This is a genomic window from Vibrio kanaloae (assembly GCF_024347535.1).
Taxonomy (GTDB): domain Bacteria; phylum Pseudomonadota; class Gammaproteobacteria; order Enterobacterales; family Vibrionaceae; genus Vibrio; species Vibrio kanaloae.
In genome coordinates this window covers 1,125,643-1,140,316 of the sequence record NZ_AP025497.1, presented here as the reverse complement: position 1 = coordinate 1,140,316, position 14,674 = coordinate 1,125,643, and the positions used below count along the sequence as shown (strand labels likewise).

Annotated in this window: 14 protein-coding genes, 1 riboswitch and 1 other annotated feature; of the genes, 4 read left to right on the top strand and 10 right to left on the bottom strand. The window is 43.4% G+C overall.

What is annotated here, in order from left to right; genetic code table 11:
• Positions 1-22 precede the first annotated feature (22 nt).
• From lpxH to OCV24_RS05430, 3 genes are all read left to right on the top strand, one after another.
• The gene (lpxH, locus tag OCV24_RS05440; protein ID WP_077680607.1) at positions 23-769 is read left to right on the top strand and encodes a UDP-2,3-diacylglucosamine diphosphatase; all 747 of its coding nucleotides are present in this window, start codon (positions 23-25) and stop codon (positions 767-769) included.
• Between the two features lie 111 nt (positions 770-880).
• A complete protein-coding gene (locus OCV24_RS05435) occupies positions 881-2,098 on the top strand; it encodes an EAL and HDOD domain-containing protein (RefSeq protein WP_029627081.1) in 1,218 nt (405 codons plus the stop codon).
• Between the two features lie 115 nt (positions 2,099-2,213).
• A complete protein-coding gene (locus OCV24_RS05430) occupies positions 2,214-2,726 on the top strand; it encodes a YchJ family protein (RefSeq protein WP_017057073.1) in 513 nt (170 codons plus the stop codon).
• A gap of 147 nt (positions 2,727-2,873) precedes the next feature.
• On the opposite strand, the gene hisIE is transcribed toward OCV24_RS05430, so the two are convergent.
• The 9 genes from hisIE to OCV24_RS05385 all read right to left on the bottom strand — a co-directional run bounded on the left by hisIE (position 2,874) and on the right by OCV24_RS05385 (position 12,130).
• Entirely contained in the window at positions 2,874-3,524 is a 651-nt protein-coding gene (gene hisIE / locus OCV24_RS05425) for a bifunctional phosphoribosyl-AMP cyclohydrolase/phosphoribosyl-ATP diphosphatase HisIE (RefSeq protein WP_017057072.1), read from the bottom strand.
• Complete coding sequence (gene hisF / locus OCV24_RS05420) at positions 3,521-4,294, bottom strand: imidazole glycerol phosphate synthase subunit HisF (protein WP_017057071.1); 774 nt, start codon at positions 4,292-4,294, stop codon at positions 3,521-3,523. The genes hisIE and hisF overlap by 4 nt, the downstream gene beginning before the upstream one ends.
• Entirely contained in the window at positions 4,276-5,013 is a 738-nt protein-coding gene (hisA, locus tag OCV24_RS05415) for a 1-(5-phosphoribosyl)-5-[(5-phosphoribosylamino)methylideneamino]imidazole-4-carboxamide isomerase (RefSeq protein ID WP_017057070.1), read from the bottom strand. Before hisA ends, hisF begins: the two co-directional genes overlap by 19 nt.
• A 43-nt stretch (positions 5,014-5,056) precedes the next feature.
• On the bottom strand, positions 5,057-5,671 hold the full coding sequence (hisH, locus tag OCV24_RS05410; protein ID WP_017057069.1) for an imidazole glycerol phosphate synthase subunit HisH: 615 nt from the start codon (positions 5,669-5,671) through the stop codon (positions 5,057-5,059).
• 24 nt (positions 5,672-5,695) lie between these two features.
• The gene (gene hisB / locus OCV24_RS05405; protein ID WP_077680609.1) at positions 5,696-6,784 is read right to left on the bottom strand and encodes a bifunctional histidinol-phosphatase/imidazoleglycerol-phosphate dehydratase HisB; all 1,089 of its coding nucleotides are present in this window, start codon (positions 6,782-6,784) and stop codon (positions 5,696-5,698) included.
• A gap of 127 nt (positions 6,785-6,911) precedes the next feature.
• Entirely contained in the window at positions 6,912-7,952 is a 1,041-nt protein-coding gene (gene hisC, locus OCV24_RS05400; RefSeq protein ID WP_046223813.1) for a histidinol-phosphate transaminase, read from the bottom strand.
• Between the two features lie 9 nt (positions 7,953-7,961).
• Positions 7,962-9,263: a histidinol dehydrogenase gene (gene hisD / locus OCV24_RS05395; RefSeq protein ID WP_046223812.1), complete on the bottom strand. Its 1,302-nt coding sequence runs from the start codon at positions 9,261-9,263 to the stop codon at positions 7,962-7,964.
• Entirely contained in the window at positions 9,263-10,159 is an 897-nt protein-coding gene (gene hisG, locus OCV24_RS05390; protein WP_046223811.1) for an ATP phosphoribosyltransferase, read from the bottom strand. Before hisG ends, hisD begins: the two co-directional genes overlap by 1 nt.
• Before the next feature lie 53 nt (positions 10,160-10,212).
• Positions 10,213-10,348: a sequence feature (His leader region), on the bottom strand.
• A gap of 189 nt (positions 10,349-10,537) precedes the next feature.
• The gene (locus tag OCV24_RS05385) at positions 10,538-12,130 is read right to left on the bottom strand and encodes a Na+/H+ antiporter NhaC family protein (protein WP_146443720.1); all 1,593 of its coding nucleotides are present in this window, start codon (positions 12,128-12,130) and stop codon (positions 10,538-10,540) included.
• A 112-nt stretch (positions 12,131-12,242) separates the two neighbouring features.
• Positions 12,243-12,420: riboswitch (Lysine riboswitch) on the bottom strand.
• 362 nt (positions 12,421-12,782) lie between these two features.
• Here OCV24_RS05385 and OCV24_RS05380 point away from each other — a divergent pair.
• Positions 12,783-13,193 carry an H-NS family histone-like protein gene (locus OCV24_RS05380; protein WP_017057063.1) on the top strand — a complete coding sequence of 137 codons (411 nt, stop codon included), beginning with the start codon at positions 12,783-12,785 and terminating at the stop codon, positions 13,191-13,193.
• Between the two features lie 171 nt (positions 13,194-13,364).
• Here the strand turns inward: OCV24_RS05380 and OCV24_RS05375 are convergent, their stop codons facing one another.
• The gene (locus OCV24_RS05375) at positions 13,365-14,669 is read right to left on the bottom strand and encodes an inosine/guanosine kinase (RefSeq protein WP_017057062.1); all 1,305 of its coding nucleotides are present in this window, start codon (positions 14,667-14,669) and stop codon (positions 13,365-13,367) included.
• Positions 14,670-14,674 lie beyond the last annotated feature (5 nt).

Sequence of the window (14,674 nt, the reverse complement as noted above, 5' to 3'; positions counted from 1 at the left end):
AATTGCTCCCTTTTTTGGACCTATGAAAACATATTTTATTTCAGATCTGCACCTTACTCCGTCAAGACAAGACATTACCGACTGCTTCCTAACATTTATGAAGAACGAAGCGATAGAAGCAGATGCTCTCTACGTCTTAGGTGACCTTTTCGAGTTCTGGATTGGTGACGACGACAAAAGTGAGTTCGCGATTTCCATACGCCAAGCGTTTATTGACCTAGTAAAAACGGGGGTACCTTGCTACTTCACTCAAGGTAACCGTGATTTCCTCGTCGGCAAAAAATTTGCCAAACAAACAGGCGTGCAACTTCTAAACGAAGTATCGACGATCGATATCTACGGACAAAAAGCAGTTGTGTTGCATGGTGATACCTTATGTACCGAAGATGTAAAGTATCTCGCCTTTAGAGAAAAAGTTCATCAACCTTGGTTACAATGGATCTTCAATAAAATTCCGTTTTTTATTAAAAAGAAGATCGTCTCTAAAGTTCAATCTGATATCAAAGATGACAAACAGACTAAATCTTTAGACATCATGGATGTGACGCAACAAGAAGTTGAAAGTGTGATGGAGCAAAACCACGTAAATTTAATGATACACGGACATACTCACCGCCCCGACATCCACACCTTTAATGCCAATAGCTGCACTAAAACACGTATAGTACTTGGTGATTGGTACACACAAGGCTCAGTTTTAGTCTTCACTCCAAAAGGTTTTGAACTACAGAATCGAGAGTTTGGCAATAGCTTTCAACATTACTCTTAAACTTTTACTTTGATTATAATTATCGATCAGACTTTCTAAGATTGTAGATGGTAATTTCTACCGAATTAGCTATCATTTCTCTATCAGAAATAAACCGAACACAGTACCAAGTTGAAATATTCATATGTAGCACGTCAACCAATACTCGACACAGACAAAAAAACCATAGGTTACGAGTTGCTATTCAGGGATGGTCCTAAGAACACTTTCCCTGAAGTAGAACCGGAGCTCGCTACTAGTCGTTTACTTTCAGATCACTTCTTGTCAACTCACTACAATACACTGGGTGATAGGCTTGGGTTCGTTAACTTTCCTTATGCAAGCTTGATTAACTTAGTTCCTACTTTGTTCCCCAAAGAAAGCCTCGTTGTAGAGGTGCTTGAAGACTGCGAACCAACAGACGAATTACTTGAAGCAATCAAGACTATCTATGATGCGGGCTACACCATCGCATTAGATGATTTTGTGCCAAGCAAAGCTTGGAAGCGTTTCTTACCCTACATATCGATTATCAAATTTGATATCCGCCAGATCTCAATTGAGAAAGCTTCGATGTTCATGACCTCGCTAAAAGGGTTGAATATCAAGTTTCTTGCTGAAAAAGTCGAGACTTACGATGAGTATCAAGAGGCGAATCAAGCAGGCTTTACCTATTTTCAAGGTTATTTCTTTAGTAAACCAGAAATGATTCAAACTCGAGCTCTAAATCCTGCCTTTTTAACTATCGTTCAGTTGTTAAAAGAAATAGCTCATGACCCCATTGATTTTAGTGAAGTAGAACGCTTGATAACCTTGGATGTGACACTTTCTTATAAGCTACTCACCTACGTGAACTCCGCCGGCGGTTCAGCAACGATGATTCGTTCATTCCGACAAGCGCTTATTTTTCTTGGAGAACAAAAGCTGCGGAAGTTTGTCTCACTTGTGGCGATTGCATCAGCGAAAGAAGATAAACCAGACTCACTTTATGGTTTAGCAGTACTGCGTGCTCGTCAGTGTGAACTATTGGTAGAAAAGATGAATGTAAAAGTCGAACCCGGACAAGCCTTTTTGACTGGTATGTTCTCCCTACTCGATTCACTATTTGACCAACCGTTGAAGCACGTTTTGGACTCAGTCCCCATTGATGAAGAGATCAAGCAGGCTTTGATACAAAGAAAAGGCGTGTTAGGAGCGATCATGGCAATGGTCATCGCTTATGAGCAGGCTGAGTGGGACGAAGCAACGCGTATTCGGAAACTGCTTAACTTAAGTGAAACTCAACTCGGCCAAGCTTATGATGAAGCCACAACTTGGGCTCAAGAACTGTTATCACCTCCATTAAAATAGTCGCCTCACAACTGCTTCGATAGAAACTAAACTTTGGTGAGTAGTCATTTCTTGTTAAACTTCAACGCATTCATTTATGGCCTCTTACTAGAGGCCATTTTTACAGGACCAGACTATGTCTTTATGCCCATGCGGTAGCCAAAACACTTACCAACAGTGCTGTGAATCGGCACACCTTGACCACAAAAATATTGAAACACCCGAGCAACTAATGCGCTCTCGTTATTCAGCGCACGTGTTGGGTTTGGTTGATTATGTCGTTGCTACCTACCACCCTAGCTGTAATGCAGAAGCACAAAGAGAAGGCATTGCCGAATCTATCAACAGTGGTTGGGCGGGCTTAGAAGTCATCAATACTGCTGCAGGTTCACACGAGAACGAAGGTTTCGTTGAGTTTAAAGCTTACTTCAACGACGGCGATTCACAATTTTGTATGCAAGAGCGATCACGTTTCGTTCGTGAAGGCGGTCTTTGGTACTACATTGATGGCACCTTCCCCGAACAGGAAGAAACCACGCAGCCGGAGGTAGATCCTCGCTTAAATCAAACGGTGGAGAGCTTTAAGATCGGTCGCAATGACCCTTGTATCTGTGGCAGTGGAAAAAAGTATAAAAAGTGCTGCGGGTAAGACCAACGTTTAAGGTAACAAAGCACTGAATGAGATCCTTTAAGTCACTAAGGCTCCTCGGAAAGGCCAGCTAAAAAGCCCCGTAAACATGGCTGTCTACGGGGCTTTTGTCTGCCTTCTAGGCAGTTCTATGACTCTAAAGAGAGCTTACTTATGGCGCTCTTTCAGCTTGTTGATAACGTCATCCATAGATAGACCTTGGTCTTGTAGCAATACAAGCAGGTGGTAAATCAAATCTGCTGATTCACACACTAATTCCGCCTTATCGCCCGACGTCGCCGCAAGCGCGACTTCAACGCCTTCTTCACCCACTTTTTGCGAAATACGCTTGGTGCCACGGGCATATAGACTGGCAGTATAAGAAGACTCAGGGTCTGCGTCCTTGCGGGCAGCCAGTAGCTGCTCAAGCTGATGAAGCCACACCATCTGAGATTCTTCTTGTTTATCTACATCCCAACATGTTGTTGTACCAGTATGACACGTTGGGCCAATGGGATTAACCTTGACCAGCAAGGTGTCATTGTCACAGTCCAAGGCAATATTTTGCAGCTTTAACACGTTGCCAGACGTTTCGCCTTTGGTCCACAAACGCTCTTTAGTACGAGAGAAGAAAGTAACGTGTCCCGTTTCACCGGTTTTCTCCAGTGCTGCTGGGTTCATGTATCCCATCATTAACACTTGGCTAGATTGGTAATCTTGAACAATGGCTGGCACTAAGCCATCGACTTTTTCCCAGTTAATACGCTCTGACAATGCGCCTACTGTTGTTTTTGATAAGCTTGCGGTTTCAAAACTCATAGTCGCACCTCTACATCTTGTTGTTTTAAGTATTGTTTAAGTTCACCAATATTGATGACTTGTTTGTGGAATACCGAAGCCGCTAGCGCCCCATCCACGTTTGTCTTCTTGTAGGCTTCAGCAAAGTGTTCCATCGCACCCGCACCACCAGACGCAATCAAAGGTACATTACACACTTCGCGTACCATGTTTAACTGATCAATATCGTAGCCATTACGAACACCATCTTGGTTCATCATGTTTAACACAATCTCACCTGCGCCACGCTTTTGTACTTCCTTCACCCAATCTTTGGTTTCCCACTTGGTTGCTTTAGTACGCGCTTCATCGCCAGTAAATTGGTAAACCTGATATTTACCGGTCTCTTTGTCGAAGTATGAGTCGATACCAACAACGATGCACTGCACGCCGAACTTATCAGCAAGGTCAGTGATCAACTGAGGGTTAGCTAGTGCAGGAGAGTTGATCGATACTTTATCAGCACCAAACTCAAGAATGCGCGCTGCATCTTCCGCTGATTTAATACCACCAGCCACACAGAAAGGAATATCGATCACTTCAGCTACGCGTTTTACCCAGCTCTTATCAACCACGCGACCGTCACTTGATGCGGTGATGTCATAAAATACCAGTTCATCAGCGCCCTCTTCCGCATAGCGCTGTGCTAACGGAACGATGTCGCCAATGATTTCGTGGTTACGGAACTGAACGCCCTTCACCACTTGTCCGTCACGGACATCCAAACAAGGGATTATTCGCTTTGCCAACATGCAAATGCCTCCTCTGCGGTAAACTTGCCATCAAGTAGCGCACGACCAACAATCACACCCGCAACGCCGCTGCCTTTAAGCGCTTCGATATCAGCTAGGCTGCCAATACCGCCCGATGATTGGAATTGCACTTGTGGATACTGCTTACAAAGGTCAACGTAAAGCTCTACGTTTGATCCTTCTAGCGTGCCATCACGTGAAATGTCGGTACACAGAACGTGTTTAAGACCAACCGTGAGGTAGTCTTCAATTAGCGCTTCAATGGTCACGCCTGAATCTTCTTGCCAACCTGAAATCGCCACTTTGCGTGTGCCGCTTTCGTCAATGTTGATGTCCAGAGCAAGCACGATTTTTTCCGCGCCGTACTTCTCCATCCAACCTTTCACCAACTCTGGTTGCTTAACTGCTGTAGAACCAACCACAACGCGCTGTGCGCCGGCTTCTAGCAGATCAACGACATCTTGTTCGTTACGCACGCCACCACCAATCTGGATGTTCGCAGGCGTACTAGCCAGTAGCTTAGCAATCAAGTCTAACTGACGAGCCGTTGTGTCTTTTGCGCCCGTTAAGTCAACAAGGTGCAGCCAACCAGCCCCAGCTTGGTGATACAGATTAAACTGCTCTACTGGGTCTACTTTGTATTCTGTTACTTGCCCGTAGTCTCCTTGGAATAAGCGAACTACTTGGCCTTCAATTAAATCTAACGCGGGAATAATCATTTACATTCCTTATAGGGCAACGTTAGCCGCTGCCTAATCCTTATTACAATTCCAAGAAGTTCTGAATCAGCTTAGAGCCAGCTTTCGAAGATCGTTCTGGGTGGAACTGAACACCATAATAATTGCCACTTTGAACCGCCGCAGTGAACGGATTACCGTAATCACATTGTGCGATTGTGTAGTCGCCCACAGGCATTGCGAAGCTATGAACAAAGTAGAAGTATTCGCCTTCTTCAATGTCTTTAAATAGAGGGTGATTAGGTGCTGCGGTGACGGTGTTCCAACCCATGTGTGGTAATGGCAAGTCGCCCGTTTCAAGTAAACGAACTTCACCATCACACAAGCCTAAACATTCAACTATTTCGTCGGCTTTTTGGCCTTTTTCTTGAGATAATTTGCCTAACAGCTGCATACCTAAACAGATACCTAGTAGAGGCTTCTCCACTTGCTTCACAAGAGAAACAAGGTCGCGCTCTTGTAGGTTCTTCATTGCCTCACTTGCAGTTCCGACTCCGGGTAGGAATAGCTTGTCGGCGGCAAGTACCACTTCTGGTTCTTTTGAAATTTCAACTGTATAGCCTAAACGCTCAATGGCAAATTTCACCGAAGAAACGTTGGCACAACCAGTATCAATAATGACAATTTTTTGATCTTTCATTGTTTTTCCTTGCTAACGTTAGCCTTACAGAACGCCTTTGCTGCTTGGCAACTCGTTACCTTCAACTTTAATTGCTTGGCGAAGAGTACGACCAAACGCTTTAAATAGGCTCTCAATGATGTGGTGATCATTATTGCCATTAGAAGAAAGGTGTAACGTACAAGCCAGTGTATCGGTTAGAGAACGGAAGAAGTGAACCACCATCTCAGTTGAAAGATCACCCACTTGCTCGCGGCTAAACTTAGCATCAAATTTTAGGTACGGACGACCAGATAGGTCTAACGCACACTGAGCCAAACATTCATCCATTGGTAGGCTGAAACCGAAACGGCCAATGCCACGCTTTTCACCTAACGCATCTTTAAGTGCTTGGCCTAATGCAAGTGCGGTGTCTTCCACAGTGTGGTGATCATCAATATGTAGGTCACCCTTCACAGTTAGGTTCATTTGGAAACCGCCATGGGTAGCGATTTGATCAAGCATGTGATCAAAAAAGCCCATGCCCGTATCGATCTTGTTGCCACCAGTTTCATCAAGGTTTACTGCCACCTTGATATCGGTTTCTTTAGTGGTACGAACTACTTCAGCAACACGAGCGTTAACCGTTAGATCTTTAACGATTTGTGGCCAGTTAAGCGTGCCTTCCGTTTCTGCATCCGGGCCATATTGAATACCGCGAATTGCCATGTTCTCAGCAAGTTGAAGATCTGTCACTCGGTCACCAATCACGGCTGACTTTTGGAAGTCTACTTTACCGCCCTGTAGGTACTCTTTAACCATACCCAACTTAGGCTTGCGGCAAGAACAGTTGTCTTCATCAAAGTGAGGGCAAATAAGAACATCGTCAAACTTAACGCCTTGAGATTCGAAGAACTCCATCATCATATTGTGTGGTGCATCGAAATCTTCTTGTGGGTAGCTATCGGTACCTAGACCATCTTGGTTAGTGACCATCACTAAGCGGTAGCCTGCATCTTGCAACGCTAACAAGCTAGGAATCACGAGCGGTTCGAATTTTAGTTTGTCTAAACGGTCTACTTGAAAATCGACTGGCGGCTCAACAATTAAGGTGCCATCACGGTCTATAAAAAGTATTTTCTGTTGTTTACTCACTTGAACTTCCTTTTAATTTTAAATCTGGTGGCCTAGCTAAAATCAACCGCTAGCCCAAATGTCTGATTCATTTGCCAGTCATGTTGATTAAACACAACTGACCAATGTGATTACTGGTAAGCGTTCGTTACTGAAAAAAGTTACGAATGAATCCGAGTGTCTTTTCGCACTCTTCGCGGTTACCAATACTAATGCGAACACAATCTTCGATTGGCGAGTTACGTAAGATAATGCCAGTGTCCCAAGCCGCTTTGAATAGCTCATCGCCATTCGGGAATTTAACCAATAAGTAGTTACCCCAACCATCAAAGACCGTCACTTGAGGTATACTCAATAAACCCGCTTGCAAATACGCTCGGTTAGCACTTAGATCCAAAACTTGGTACTTCGCTCTTGCAAGCCCATGTTCCGAAAGTGCTTGAACAGCAATATCAGCAACAGGGATTGGCACAGGGTATGGCGCAATCACTTTCAATAGAACATCGATCAGTTCTTGATTTGCTAAAGTAAAGCCACAGCGTAAACCGGCTAATGCGAAAGCTTTAGAAAGAGTACGTAGAATCGCAAGGTTCGGGTATTGTTCAAGTAAATCGACGGTTGACGCTTCCGGGCAAAAGTCGATATACGCTTCATCCATTACAACAATCGCTTTGTCTTGCGTCATTTCAAGCAGCTTTATGATGTCTTTTCGATTAACCAAATTGCCGGTTGGGTTATTTGGACTGCAAACAAACACGACTTTTACGTTGTCTAGTTGCGCTTCAATAGCAGGAAGATCCAATTGCCATTCAGACGTCAAAGGCGCGATTTTACGTTCAACACCAATGGTTTCCGCACTCACTGCGTACATGCCGTAAGTCGGAGGACAGTAAAGGATCGCATCTTCGTTCGGCTCACAGAAAGCTCGAATCAAAAGTTCAATACCTTCGTCAGCACCACGTGTTGTCAGTGTTTGCTCCGGCGTTACACCTGCATATTGAGCGTAAGCATCAATCAACTCTTTTGGCTGACATTCGCTGTAGCGGTTAAGACGAGATAGGTTTATGTTGTACTCGTTATCAAATGGAGATTCGTTGGCATTCAACCATATATCTCCGCTGCCACCAATTCGTCTTGCAGACAAGTAAGGTGTAAGAGCCTGAACTGTTTTTCTTGCTAACTTTTCCATGCCCTGCCCTTAATTCTCTTTATTTAATTTTTCAACTCGGATAGTCACAGCACGCTTGTGAGCATCCAAACCTTCGGCTTCAGCCATCGTCACGACTGTTGGTGCTAAGCCTTTCAAGCCATCGGCTGTTAGTTCTTGTACTGTCATACGTTTAGAGAAATCCGCTAAACCTAAGCTCGAATACGTTTTGGTGTAACCGTAAGTCGGTAGTACGTGGTTTGTGCCAGATGCATAATCACCTGCAGATTCCGGAGACCAGTCACCCAGGAAGATAGAACCCGCGTTATCCAACAATGGCAGCAATTCACGTGGGTTCTTGGTCTGAACAATCAAGTGCTCAGGCCCGTAGAAGTTCGAAATTGCGATAGCTTGAGTGATTGATTCTGAGATGATAATCAAGCTAGATGCCAAGGCTTGCTGAGCGATATTAGCGCGAGACAACTCTTTCAGTTGTTTCTGCACCGCATCCGTTACTTGGTCTGCAACCACTGGAGATGGTGTTACCAGGACAACCTGAGAATCAGGACCATGTTCCGCTTGGCTCAATAGATCCGCAGCAATAAAGTCTGCATCAGCGGTTTCATCGGCAATCACTAACACTTCTGATGGACCGGCAGGCATATCAATCGCCGCACCACGAAAATCATTACTCACTTGACGCTTCGCTTCCGTTACGTAGGCATTACCTGGGCCGAAAATCTTATCAACTTTAGCAACACTCTCAGTACCGTAAGCCATTGCAGCAACGGCTTGACCACCACCGACATTGTAAACTTCGTCGATTTTACAAAGCTTAGCAACGTACAATATTTCATCAGCGATTGGCGGAGGCGAACAAAGTACAACTTTGCGGCAACCTGCAATTTGAGCGGGTACACCTAGCATAAGAACCGTTGAAGGAAGTGGTGCACTGCCACCTGGAATATAAAGGCCAACAGTATTAATTGCACGCGTCACCTGCTCACATACAACACCAGGCTGTGTCTCAACCTTAATAGGCTGTGGCTTTTGAGCTTCGTGGAACTTCGCAATATTGCTATAAGCTTGTTCTAGCGCTTGCTTCATTTCTGGTGTTAGACGAGCACACGCCTCTTCGATCTCACCCGAGCTAACTCGAATCGATTCTGGAGTCACACCATCAAACTTTGCAGTCAGCTCTCTAAGCGCGGCATCACCTTCATTTCGTACTTTTGCAATAACATCAGAAACAGTCGCTGTGATGTTTGCACCTTCAGTAATAGCTGGACGCTCTAATACCGAGTCTTGCTGTGATTCACTTAAAGATTGCCAAACAACGGTTCTCATCATCACTACCCCATCATTTTTTCGATTGGTAATACTAGAATCGAGCTTGCACCCAACTCTTTAAGCTGTTCCATAGTTTCCCAGAACAAGTTCTCAGTACTGACTAGGTGAACGGCAACTTTGTCTTTGTCTGTAGATAGAGGAAGAACAGTAGGATCTTCAGCCCCAGGCAATAGCGCTTTAATTTGCTCTAGTTGAGACGTTGGTGCGTGAAGCATGATGTACTTCGACTCTTTCGCTTGCTGAACACCCTGCATACGAGTCAGTAGTTTTTCAATCAATGCGGTTTTGTCTGCGTCGAAATCACCAACACGTTGAATCAGTGTTGCTTTAGATTGGAAGATAGCCTCTGCTTCTTTTAGGCCATTCGCTTCTAGCGTTGCGCCAGTAGAAACTAAATCGGCGATAGCGTCAGCTAAACCTGCGCGAGGAGCAACTTCAACCGAGCCTGTTAGCATACAAGTGCTGAATTCAACACCCTGATCGTCCATGTAGGCTTTAAGCAGGTGTGGGTAAGTGGTCGCAATACGCTTGCCCGCGAGATCTTGTGGGCCGTTGTATTCTTCGTCTTTATTGATAGCGATAGAAAGACGGCAATCACCGAAATCTAAACGACGTAGTGTGCGAAACTCTGATGGCTCTTTTAGAGCAACACGGTCTAGACGAACTTCTTCTAGTTCGTTTTCACCAATGAAGCCTAAATCAACCACACCGTCCATGATAAGACCTGGTATGTCGTCATCACGAACAAGCAACAAGTCGATTGGCATATTTAGTGAGTGAACCACTAAGCGCTCACCCATGATGTTAAATTTAACACCACATTTTTTTAGTAGCTCTTGGCACTCTTTACTTAAGCGACCTTTCTTTTGTATTGCGATTCTTAGGCGTTGTGTCTGCATTGCTGTATCCCTGTGCAAATATTTGAATTTATTGATTATTTAAAAGCGCTAAAACTAAAAAACCCTCGGAAGACTTTGTCGTCCCGAGGGTTTAAATCTAAATTTTCTGACTTAACCTCCGGGAGAATTCTTGCTCCCGGGTATACGTAAATCTCCCCGAAAGACTAGATAGGGTGATGATGGTGATGAATGTTCATTACTAATTTACGCATACTTAATCGGCTCTTAGGTTGTTTGCTGACTTGTATCCACACTAACTAAGCTGACATCCTTTTTCAACTATTAATTTTAACTTTTTTCACTAAATTTCAAATTCATTCAGCAGGCACAAAAAAGGGAAACGACAGTCTCCCTTTTCATTATTAAATCAAGTGCAGATTAGCTTTTGCACTTCGCCATTTTACTACGAGAGAAATAAGCTAATACAAAACATACAGAAACAAATGCTAGAGATGCAGAGCTAAATGCAATAGCAATCGATGCAGTCATACCTAGGGTAATGAAACCGATACACGACACGAATGCCACAGACAATGCGTAAGGAAGCTGAGTTGCAACGTGATCAATATGGTTACAACGAGCCCCTGTCGAAGAAAGAATCGTTGTATCTGAGATTGGAGAACAATGGTCACCAAATACAGAACCAGCCAGAACCGCACTGAGCATCGGCAGAATTAGCGCGATATCAGATGCTGCAGACATATCACCCGCGATAGGTAACATGATACCGAACGTACCCCAAGAGGTACCTGTTGAGAATGCCATCAGGCCAGCAAGAAGAAACAGGATAACAGGTAGCCAGTGGTAGTCGATGTTGCCCGTCGCTAGAGATGATAAGTACGAACCTGTTTTCATGTCGCCGATTACAGAACCGATTGTCCATGCAAACACAAGAATCAAGATAGCGCCAAACATTGAGCTTGCACCAATCCACATCGTTCTTGCAATGTCAGACATCGATAGCTTCTGCTTGAACACGGTTGCTAACGCAAACAACAGGCCAATAATACCACCATAAACAAGAGACTTACCTACATCAGTGTTTTCGAATGCACCTAGAAGGTTGAATGCTTGGCCATCAGCAGCCAGCGATTGGCCGCCTGTGTACAGCATTGCGGCAACGGTCGCTACAATTAACGATACGATTGGCATCACTAGATCAGATACAGAACCATTATCGCTTTCTTTAATATCTAGCTCTTCGTTTAGATCGTGAGCTTGCTTTTGATCGTTGTCTCCGTCAAAACCGCGGCCTTGAGATGCTTCAATTTCATGTTCACGCATTTTACCTACGTCTAAGCCGAACCATGCAACGGCAAACACCATAAGAAGTGCAAATACCGCATAGAAGTTCATTGGAATAAGACGAACGTAAGCACCCAGCGCAGAATACTCTGTCACACCGTGTGTTACTAAGATGCCACCAATAATAGTAATGATGTACGCACCCCAGCTAGAAGCTGGCATGATCACACACATTGGAGCCGCAGTAGAATCAAGAATATAAGCAAGCTTAGCGCGCGATACGTAGAAACGGTCTGTGACAGGGCGAGAGATAGCACCTACCGCTAAGCTATTGAAGTAATCATCAACAAAGATGAATACACCTAGGAAAGCAGCAAGTAGTTTTGAACCACGTTTGCTCTTAACACGGGATTGAGCCCACTCGGCGAATGCACGAGTACCGCCAGACAGTGTTAACAGTGCAGTTGTCATTCCAAGAATAATTAGGAATGCAATAATACTCATGTTCCATGTATTAATACCACCATCTTCTATGAAAACTCCTGAAGCTTTGGTAAACACGTAGCTAGCTGCGTTCCCTACTGAATAGTCAGCAAGTAAAATAGCCCCCATAGCGATACCAACCCCCAAAGAAACCAATACACGACGGGTAACAATAGCAAGACTTAAAGCCACAAGTGGAGGAAGCAAAGATAAAGGTGATGTTGCGAAATCTATTAAATTCATGATCTTCAAGAACCAGTTTTTTATTTGGCTAGAGATCTACTGCAGATAAACTTGATACGATTTATCAAGCTCATGTTGAACTAAGCGAAAGGGAAGTGAACACTTCACCCAACCCTACAGTAGCGCTCCATAGTTTAAAATTAAGACTATGGCAGTGTTGTACCTATTGAGCACAACCCCAGCAAATTGCTTAGATATACAATTTACTTCGGCAATTACACCTTTCATTCTCGTTCATTGGCATCACCCCAACGATAACTACTCTTCATAATTGCACCTCTACGTGCGATAACATCATTAACCATTGAAACCAGAGTTTAACAATAAATTAACTGAAGCATCGCATCAGGTAGCCGCAATTGTACCCATCAAAAGCAACAATGCAACATATCATTCCGAGAAAAATAGGGTTTTGTTAGTAACGTAATACTAGAAAATAATCAACATAAGGTTGCTGCTCTACAAGTCACATATCTATTTTTAGATACTCTAATGATTATTAGAAATTCAATAGAGGAATGTATCTCTTCATTTTCAACTATTCATCTCACTTTTATATTTAAATAACCTTTACTAGAAATACTATTTGTTTTATTCCTGTGCTCTGTTTATTATTAGCAGGATTATTTGGTTTACCTTGATGGGAAATATCATGTCTGAATTAACAAAAACTTTATTAAATATCCGCAGCCTTCGTGCATTCTCACGTGAATTAACTCTTGAGCAACTTGAAGAAGCGCTAGACAAGCTAACTATTGTTGTACAAGAGCGTCAAGAATCTGAAGCTGAAGAACGTGCTGCTAAAGCAGAACAAGAAGCTAAGCTTTCTGCTATCGCTGAACAAATTGCAAAAGACGGAATTGATGTTGCCGATCTTATTGCAGCTCTTTCTGGTGAAGCAAAATCTAAAACAACTAAAGCTAAACGCGCTCCTCGCCCAGCGAAATACAAATACGTAGACGCAAACGGCAACGAGAAAACTTGGACAGGTCAAGGCCGTACGCCTTCAGCTATCCAAGAGCAACTAGATGCTGGTAAATCTCTAGAAGAGTTTGCAATCTAGCTAAACCTTCAATGGGTGACTCACCACACACTCAGCAATTGAATTAATATTACAGTCGACCAAAGTATTATTTACGGCTTCAATATATTCAGAAATAAAAAAGGCTTCTTTCGAAGCCTTTTTTTATATTTCAAATTCATCACTAGAAATGGATTTGATAAGTAAAGCGTATTATCTTTCCCAGTAAGCTTCTTCTAGACTATCTTCTCTTTCAGGAAGACCACGAGATAAACGTGGTGAGTGTTGAACTAACACTTCATAACTAGCACGGTTTGAATATTTACAAACTTGTGAGAAAGAAGAGTACGTCAAGAATGAATGTTGGTGCTTACTCGAATTTGGTACATTTTCTTTATGGTATTTATTTGCCGCCATATCATGTAATAGAGCAGACAACGCCGCATCACCAGCACCATTGGTATTTTTGATCGTTTCTGGGCCACCCATGTAAGGGGCAATATGAGAATAGATCTTAGTCGGGTTCTCACATAAATCTTTATGCGCAGGACGGCTAAATTCAAAACGGTTGAATTCTGCAATTGAACCAGGAAGTAAAGGCAGTGATGTTTCACGCTTTGCTGCATCTTCAGTGTAACCCGCCATGAATAGGCCAACAGGGCCAGCCGTACAGAGAACTAAGTCCACCCACTCTAGCGCTTTGTCTGAGGCAGCAAGCGGATCACTTTCACCGGTTAGGGCTTCCGCTTCATCTTCGTTCATTGCAACAACCGTTACGTGTTGCTCTAAGAAGTCTTTCCAAAATTCAGGATCATCTTGAATAACGAACTTTGTACCTAACGTTAAAACAACGGGCACATCATATTTTTTCGCATATTCAATAGCTTTCATTGTTGCTTCAGGCATAGGATCGCCTGGCTTACAACGAACTAAATATGCTGTTAATACTAAAGCAGAAGCACTTTTGAAAATTTTCTCTGGAATACTTTCTGGATTTAATTGGTTCATCTGACCTTCGCTGATTGCGAAAGTACGTTCACCATCTTCTGTAATTAATGCAAAGCAGCGACCAATTGCGCCATCTACCCCTTGTAAGTGGTTCAGATCCATTCTGCTTGATGTATTACATAAATAACGGTAACCATAGCTACCAATCTTAATATCTTGACTCATTACACCAAGCAGTGTTGAGCGATCATCCGCCAGTACGGAATAATTGTGTAATGTATTACCTATTGTGCCACCAGCGTACTCATTGGTAATTAGGCAATGTTCTTTTAATTCTTGATATAAAGACTCAGCGGCTTCGTCACCGATAACCAATGAATGCCCTTTACTTAAACCATACTTCTCAATAAGTTCGGAACTCACTTTTGCTTCAATATCCACCAAGGTTTGGTCAATACCGATAATATGAGTGCGTGACATTCTTTTACTACTTTGAGCTTGGCTCACTAGAGGGTCACGTGCGTGAACCGGAAAGTAATGCTTTGATTTACGTTGTCCAGGGAATTTCATAGGGC

What these genes read in the sequence shown, in the direction of transcription:
- hisIE (WP_017057072.1), bottom strand. Translation starts at nt 3,524, where the DNA reads ATGAGTTTTGAAACCGCAAGCTTATCAAAAACAACAGTAGGCGCATTG.
- hisH (WP_017057069.1), bottom strand. Translation starts at nt 5,671, where the DNA reads ATGAAAGATCAAAAAATTGTCATTATTGATACTGGTTGTGCCAACGTT.
- OCV24_RS05375 (WP_017057062.1), bottom strand. Translation starts at nt 14,669, where the DNA reads ATGAAATTCCCTGGACAACGTAAATCAAAGCATTACTTTCCGGTTCAC.
- OCV24_RS05380 (WP_017057063.1), top strand. Translation starts at nt 12,783, where the DNA reads ATGTCTGAATTAACAAAAACTTTATTAAATATCCGCAGCCTTCGTGCA.
- OCV24_RS05430 (WP_017057073.1), top strand. Translation starts at nt 2,214, where the DNA reads ATGTCTTTATGCCCATGCGGTAGCCAAAACACTTACCAACAGTGCTGT.
- hisA (WP_017057070.1), bottom strand. Translation starts at nt 5,013, where the DNA reads ATGATTATTCCCGCGTTAGATTTAATTGAAGGCCAAGTAGTTCGCTTA.
- OCV24_RS05385 (WP_146443720.1), bottom strand. Translation starts at nt 12,130, where the DNA reads ATGAATTTAATAGATTTCGCAACATCACCTTTATCTTTGCTTCCTCCA.
- lpxH (WP_077680607.1), top strand. Translation starts at nt 23, where the DNA reads ATGAAAACATATTTTATTTCAGATCTGCACCTTACTCCGTCAAGACAA.
- hisF (WP_017057071.1), bottom strand. Translation starts at nt 4,294, where the DNA reads ATGTTGGCAAAGCGAATAATCCCTTGTTTGGATGTCCGTGACGGACAA.
- hisG (WP_046223811.1), bottom strand. Translation starts at nt 10,159, where the DNA reads ATGCAGACACAACGCCTAAGAATCGCAATACAAAAGAAAGGTCGCTTA.
- hisC (WP_046223813.1), bottom strand. Translation starts at nt 7,952, where the DNA reads ATGGAAAAGTTAGCAAGAAAAACAGTTCAGGCTCTTACACCTTACTTG.